This is a genomic window from Intrasporangium sp., from assembly GCF_030452765.1.
Classification (GTDB): domain Bacteria; phylum Actinomycetota; class Actinomycetes; order Actinomycetales; family Dermatophilaceae; genus Intrasporangium_A.
In genome coordinates this window covers 20580-27020 of sequence record NZ_JAKDLO010000046.1, presented here as the reverse complement: position 1 = coordinate 27020, position 6441 = coordinate 20580, and the positions used below count along the sequence as shown (strand labels likewise).

Genomic DNA, 6441 nt, shown 5'->3' with positions numbered 1-6441 from the left:
TCGCCGTCGTTGAAGTCCTTGATGGTCGCGTCGATCGCGGCCAGGATCTCTTCCTGGGTGCCGATGTCGTTGATGGCAACCTCAGGCGCGGTCTTCTCGACCGTGTTGGCAGTCATGTAGTAGGAACTCCGATTGTGGACATTGGTGTTGGTGGCGCGCACCAGAGCTCGCAGTTGAGCTCGGGCACGCCGGATGGGCAGGTCGAACTGAGCACACGAATGTGCAGAAGTATCCTATCGACGGGCCTCCGACCGGGTCAAAGCGGGGGTATGGCGTGAGCTCACCTGCTGATGTCACGCGCCGTCCCGCGTCGGCGGACGAGACGACGGGCGCGAACCGCCGGTGGTGGGACCGTGAGGCCGCCGACTACTACACCGAGCACGGGACCTTCCTCGGCGACGTGGACCTCGTGTGGGGACCGGAGCGGCTCCGGGAGGCCGACGCCCATCTGCTCGGCGACGTGCGTGGACGGCGAGTCCTCGAGATCGGCGCCGGGGCGGCGCAATGCTCCCGATGGCTGCTCACACAGGGGGCGCAGGTCGTCGCCACCGACCTGTCCGGGGCGATGCTCTCGACGGGCGCCGACATCGACCGGCGCCACCCGTCCACCCCGGCCCTCCCGCTGGTCCAGTGCGATGGCCGAGCGCTGCCGTTCACGGACGCCTCGTTCGACGTCGTCTTCACCGCCTACGGCGTCATCCCCTTCGTTGCCGACTCGGATCTCGTGCTGGCGGAAGCCAGCCGGGTGCTTCGGCGTGGTGGCCGGTTCGTCTTCTCGACGACGCACCCGGTCCGGTGGGCGTTCCCGGACGACCCGGGTCCCAGCGGGCTCACCGCGACCCAGTCGTACTTCGACCGGACACCCTACGTCGAACAGGACTCGTCCGGACGGGCGAGCTATGTCGAGCATCACCGCACGCTCGGCGACCGCGTGCGGGAGATCCACGCCGCCGGCCTGCGCCTCGTGGACATCGTGGAGCCCGAGTGGCCCGCCGACCACGAGGAGACGTGGGGCGGTTGGTCTCCGCTGCGCGGGCGGCTCCTGCCCGGCACCGCGATCTTCGTGTGCGACAAGGGGATGCCACCGGGCTGAGCCATTCGCCGGCTGGACGGGCAGCCGGTCTGGGCGGCCATTCGAAGGCCGGGGGGTCAGTGGGCGGCGTCGTGCCAGGAGCGGCCGGTGCCGATGTTGACGTCGAGCGGCACATCCATCGCCACGGCACCGCCCATCTCCGCCCGGACGATCCGCTCGACCTCCCCCTGTTCGCCCGGTGCGACCTCGAGGACGAGCTCGTCGTGGACCTGTAGCAGGATCCTGGAGGCCAGACCCGCTTCGGGCAGCGCTCGGTCGACGCCGAGCATCGCGACCTTCATGATGTCGGCCGCGGAGCCCTGGATCGGGGCGTTGAGCGCCATCCGTTCGGCCATCTCGCGGCGCTGCCGGTTGTCCGAGGTCAGGTCGGGCAGGTAGCGGCGCCGCCCGAACATCGTCGCCGTCCAGCCGGTCACCCGGGCCTGGGCCACGACCCCGGACAGGTAGTCGCGTACCCCGCCGAACCGCTCGAAATAGCCCTCCATCAGCCCGCGCGCCTCCTCGGTGCTGATCGTCAGCTGCTTGGAGAGCCCGTAGGCCGACAGGCCGTAGGCGAGCCCGTAGGACATCGCCTTGATCTTCGAGCGCATCTCGGCCGTCACGGCGTCGGGCTCGACCCTGAAGACCTTGGACCCGACGAAGCTGTGCAGGTCTTCTCCCGAGCGGAACGCGGCGATGAGACCCTCGTCACCGGACAGGTGGGCCATCACACGCATCTCGATCTGCGAGTAGTCGGCGGACATGAGGGACTCGTATCCCTGCCCGACGACGAACAGGTCACGGATGCGCCGGCCCTCCTCGGTGCGGATCGGCACGTTCTGCAGGTTCGGCTCTGTGGAGGACAGCCGCCCGGTCGCGGCGATGGCCTGCAGGTAGGTCGTGTGGATCCGGCCGTCATCGGCGACAGACCTCTGCAGGCCCTCGACCGTGACCCTCAGCTTCGCCGCGTCGCGGTGCTCCAGCAGGGCCTCGAGGAACCTGTGCCCGGTCTTGTCGTAGAGGTCTGCGAGGGCATCGGCATCGGTCGTGTAGCCGGTCTTCGTCTTCTTCGTCTTGGGCATCTTGAGTGTCTCGAAGAGGACCACCTGCAGCTGCTTGGGCGAACCGAGGTTGATCTGCTCACCCTCGATGGCGTCCCAGGCCTTCTGCTGGGCCTGCTCGACCTTGGCGGCAAAGTCCTGCTCGAGCGCATCGAGCCCCTCCGAGTCGACGGCGATGCCCGTCGACTCCATCCTGGCCAGGACGCCGATGAGCGGGATCTCCATGTCCGCGAGCAGCGAGGTGCCCCCGGTTGCCTCGAGCTGGGCGTCCAGTGCCTCAGCCAGGTCTCGGATCGCGGTGGCCCGGACCATCTGGCTGCCGGCCACGCGCTCGTCGGCGTCTCCGTCGAGGTCGAGCAGCCCTTGGCCGGTCTCTGTCGCGGTGCCGAGCTCGCGCTTGAGGTTGCGCAGGACGAGGTCGTCGAGGTGGTACGAGCGTTGGTCGGGTTTGACGAGGTAGGCGGCGAGCTGCGTGTCGGAGGTCAGCCCGGCGAGGCGCCACCCGCGCGCGGCGAGCGCCTCGACCGGGCCCTTCGCGTCGTGCATCGCCTTCGGGTGGGTGGCCGACTCGAGCCAGCCGCCGACGGCGGCCTCTCCCTCGGGTGTCAGGGTGGTGAGGTCGAGGAAGGCGGCACTGTCCTCGGGGGCGGCGACGGCGACCGCCGTCACGTCCCCCGTGCCGCGGGCCCAGGTGCCGACGACGGCGAGGCCGGCCCGCCGGCCCTCGGGCAGGTGTGCCGCGACCCATCCGGCCACCGCGGCGGGCTCGAGGACTGCGCCCTCGACGTCGTAGCCCGACTCCGCCTCCGGCTCGGCGGCCTCGATCGTCGAGAAGAGCCGGTCGCGCAGCACGCGGAACTCGAGCCCGTCGAAGACGGTGTGGACCTGCTCCCGGTCCCACTGGGCCCGGGACAGCTCGTCCACCGTGACCCCGACCGGAGCGTCCCGAACGAGCTGGTTGAGGCGACGGTTGCGCAGCACCTGGTCCAGATGCTCGCGCAGCGACTCTCCTGCCTTGCCCTTGATCTGGTCGACACCGGCCACAATCCCGGTCAGGTCACCGAACTGGCCGATCCACTTCGCAGCCGTCTTGGGGCCCACGCCGGGCACGCCCGGCAGGTTGTCGGAGCTCTCTCCGACGAGCGCGGCGAGGTCGCTGTACCGGGCCGGCGTGACGCCATACTTGTCCTGGACCGCCTGGGGCGTCATGCGGGACAGCTCTGAGACGCCGCGGACCGGGTAGAGCACGGTCACCCGGTCGGACACGAGCTGGAACGTGTCGCGGTCGCCCGAGCAGATCAGCACCTCCAGGCCCTGCTCGCCCCCCTGGCACGCCAGCGTCGCGATGATGTCGTCTGCCTCGTAGCCCTCGAGCTCGACGTAGCGGATCCGTAGGGCGTCGAGGACCTCGTGCAGCAGGGAGATCTGTCCCTTGAACTCGTCGGGTGTCGTGGCACGGCCTGCCTTGTACTCGGCATACTGCTCGCTGCGGAAGGTGTGCCGTGACAGGTCGAACGCGACGGCGACATGGGTGGGCTGCTCGTCGCGCAGGACATTGATGAGCATCGAGGTGAAGCCGTATACCGCGTTGGTGTGCTGACCGGTCGTCGTCGAGAAGTTCTCCGCCGGTAGTGCGAAGAAGGCACGGTAGGCCAGCGAGTGCCCGTCGAGGAGGAGAAGTCGGCTCACACGCGAAGCCTAGCCACAGCCACCGACGCCCCGGTCCTACGATCGGGGCCATGACTGACGTCTCCGAGGTGCTCGCGTCCATACAGGGCGACATCACCGGCACGCTCATCGAACGAATGGGTATCGAGATCGTCGAGGCGACGCGAGAGCGCGTCGTCGGGACGATGCCGGTGGCAGGGAACACCCAGCCCTATGGCCTGCTCCACGGCGGCGCCAGCGTCGTGCTCGCCGAGACGCTCGGGTCCGTCGGCGCCGGCCTCTGCGCGGGCCCGGACCGGGTCGCCGTCGGCGTGGACATCAACGCGACCCACCACCGAGCGGCTCGCCGGGGCACGGTCACGGGGGTGGCGACCTTGCTCAGCGGGGGCCGCACGGTCGCCGGATACGAGGTGGTCATCACCGACGAGGACGGCGCGCGGGTCTGCACCTCGCGGATCACCTGCCTGCTGCGCGACGCCCCGCCGGCGCAGCCCTGACGCCGCCCGGGCTCAGCCGAGGCCCACGGATGATCCGCGTGGTGACGCCGAGCGGGCACGTGCGCGAAGGTCCCTGCGGCGCTGGAGCACCTGGGCGACGGGCCGACGCGACGAGCGCTCCCCGGCCAGTCGCCGCTGCAGCGTCGCCACCGACGTGACCCGGCGGACCGTCTCCGGAGCGAAGCCGATCCGCGCGAAGAAGCGGTTGGACTCGCGGTCGTGTGCGGGCACCAGGCTCGCGACATGCACGGCACCCACCTGGTCGGCGTACCTGACCGTCCGCGCGAGCAGCGCCGCGGCGACACCCTGACGGCGGTGGTCCGGCAGCACGTGCAGCATGCTGATCGACACGCACGGGGCATCCACCAGAGGGCTGCGTGTCGAGTCGGTGACCACGACATAGCCCGCCGGGGTGCCGTCGACGTGCGCGATGAAGGCGCAGATGTCCGACCGGTCCAGTGCGGCGCTCAGCGTGCCGTCGGCAGCGAGCCGCCGTGCCGCATCGGGGGTCGTCCCCGACTCGATCCGGTGCGCCACCCACAGGTCTATGAAGGGGCCGCGCAGATCTCCCTCGACGCGCCGAACCTCGACCGCTGACCGACCCATGCCACCTCCTGCCAGACCCCGAGACAACATCCTGACCCTACGCTCAGTAGCCCCCGTCGGGAAGGTGTTCCTGACCACGGGGTCACAGGTTGGTCTCATGTGCCCCGGAGCTGTCTCTGCGCCACTAGTGTGGCCGCACACCCGTGGGCGCAGATGGCTGTGCCCGGGACTCTTGCGGGAGGGAAAGAATGCGTTTCACAGGCGTAAGGGCTGCGGCCGCGGTTGCGACCGTGACTCTGCTCGCTGCAGCATGTGGCAGCAGCGGCGGCACGGGCGACACGGGCGGCGGCCCGACAGGGGGGAACACAGCCGGCGGGGGGTCGGCCGAGCCGATGAAGTTCGGCTACGTGCTTCCCGAGACGGGATCGCTCGCGTATCTCGGCCCGCCGCAGATCGAGGCGATGAAGTACGCGATCTCGCTCATCAACAAGGACGGCGGCGTGCTCGGCAAGGAGGTGCCGGCCCCGGTCGGCGGCGACGAGGCCGACGACCAGGCGATCGCCAACCAGTCCGCGGACCGCGTCCTCGCCGCCGGCGTCAACGCCATCATCGGCGCGGCCGCCTCGGGTATGTCGCTCGCGATCATCGACAAGGTGACGGGCGCGGGCGTGGCCCAGTGCTCCGGCTCCAACACGGCACCGACCTTCACGGACTACAAGGACAACGGCCTCTACTTCCGCACCGCGCCGTCCGACGCGTTGCAGGGGCCCGTCCTCGCCGACACGATCATCTCCGACGGCCACAGCCAGGTCGCCATCACCGCCCGGGCTGACGACTACGGCAAGGGTCTCGCCGACGCGACGGCCAAGGCGCTGCAGAACGGTGGCGCGACGGTCGTGCTCAACGAGACGTACGACCCGAAGGCGACCGACTTCAACGCCCCGGTGGCGAACATCGTCGCGAAGAAGCCCGATGCCGTCGTCATCGTGGCGTTCGAGGAGGGCAAGCAGATCATCCAGGGCTTGATCGAGGCAGGCCTGACGCCGCAGAAGGTCGGCATGTATGGCGCCGACGGTCTGCGCAACGCGGACCTGGCAAAGCTGGTCAGCCCCGGGGACCCGAGCAAGCTCGCGGGCTTCAAGGGCACGGCTCCGGCCTCAGCCGACAACCCTGACTTCCTGAAGAACCTCAAGGCGTTCGCACCCTCGCTCAAGGAGGTCCAGTTCGCCCCGCAGGTCTTCGACTGCGTCAACATCTTGGCGCTGGCGGCCGAGCAGGCGAAGTCGACGGATGCCAACGACTTCAAGAAGGTCGTCAACGGCATCACGAAGGACGGCGAGAAGTGCACCAGCTTCGCCGACTGCAAGAAGCTCATCGACGAGGGCAAGGACGTCGACTACGACGGCGCGAGCGGCCCGCTCGACTTCACCGAAGCCGGTGAGCCGGGCAGCGCCTCGATCGAGGTCTACGAGTTCGACAAGAGCGGCAAGCTCACGACCGTCAAGACGGTCGAGTCCAAGCCGGCCTCGTGACGCAGGGACGGTCGGCTCGCTCACTGAGCTGAACGGCATACGAGGAAAGGGCCCTGACCACCACG

5 protein-coding genes are annotated in these 6441 nt (G+C 69.4%); 3 read left to right on the top strand and 2 right to left on the bottom strand.

The features are described from left to right. The first annotated feature begins 274 nt into the window (after nt 1–274). Nucleotides 275–1093, top strand: a complete 819-nt coding sequence (locus L0H79_RS08025) for a class I SAM-dependent methyltransferase (RefSeq protein WP_301484069.1) — start codon at nt 275–277, stop codon at nt 1091–1093. 56 nt (nt 1094–1149) lie between these two features. Here L0H79_RS08025 and polA read toward each other — a convergent pair whose 3' ends face one another. After that, complete coding sequence (polA, locus tag L0H79_RS08020) at nt 1150–3822, bottom strand: DNA polymerase I (RefSeq protein ID WP_301484068.1); 2673 nt, start codon at nt 3820–3822, stop codon at nt 1150–1152. 50 nt (nt 3823–3872) lie between these two features. Here polA and L0H79_RS08015 point away from each other — a divergent pair, with 50 nt between their 5' ends. Beyond that, nucleotides 3873–4298 (top strand): PaaI family thioesterase, encoded by a 426-nt coding sequence (locus tag L0H79_RS08015; RefSeq protein ID WP_301484067.1) that lies wholly within the window; start codon nt 3873–3875, stop codon nt 4296–4298. A gap of 12 nt (nt 4299–4310) precedes the next feature. Here L0H79_RS08015 and L0H79_RS08010 read toward each other — a convergent pair whose 3' ends face one another. Beyond that, nucleotides 4311–4904, bottom strand: a complete 594-nt coding sequence (locus L0H79_RS08010) for a GNAT family N-acetyltransferase (protein WP_301484066.1) — start codon at nt 4902–4904, stop codon at nt 4311–4313. Nucleotides 4905–5134: 230 nt separating this feature from the next. Between L0H79_RS08010 and L0H79_RS08005 the strand changes: the two genes are divergently transcribed. After that, nucleotides 5135–6376: an ABC transporter substrate-binding protein gene (locus tag L0H79_RS08005; protein WP_301484065.1), complete on the top strand. Its 1242-nt coding sequence runs from the start codon at nt 5135–5137 to the stop codon at nt 6374–6376. The last annotated feature ends 65 nt before the right edge of the window (nt 6377–6441 follow it).

Coding starts and splice junctions, on each gene's coding strand:
- L0H79_RS08015 (WP_301484067.1), top strand. CDS start 3,873: ATGACTGACGTCTCCGAGGTGCTCGCGTCCATACAGGGCGACATCACC.
- L0H79_RS08010 (WP_301484066.1), bottom strand. CDS start 4,904: ATGGGTCGGTCAGCGGTCGAGGTTCGGCGCGTCGAGGGAGATCTGCGC.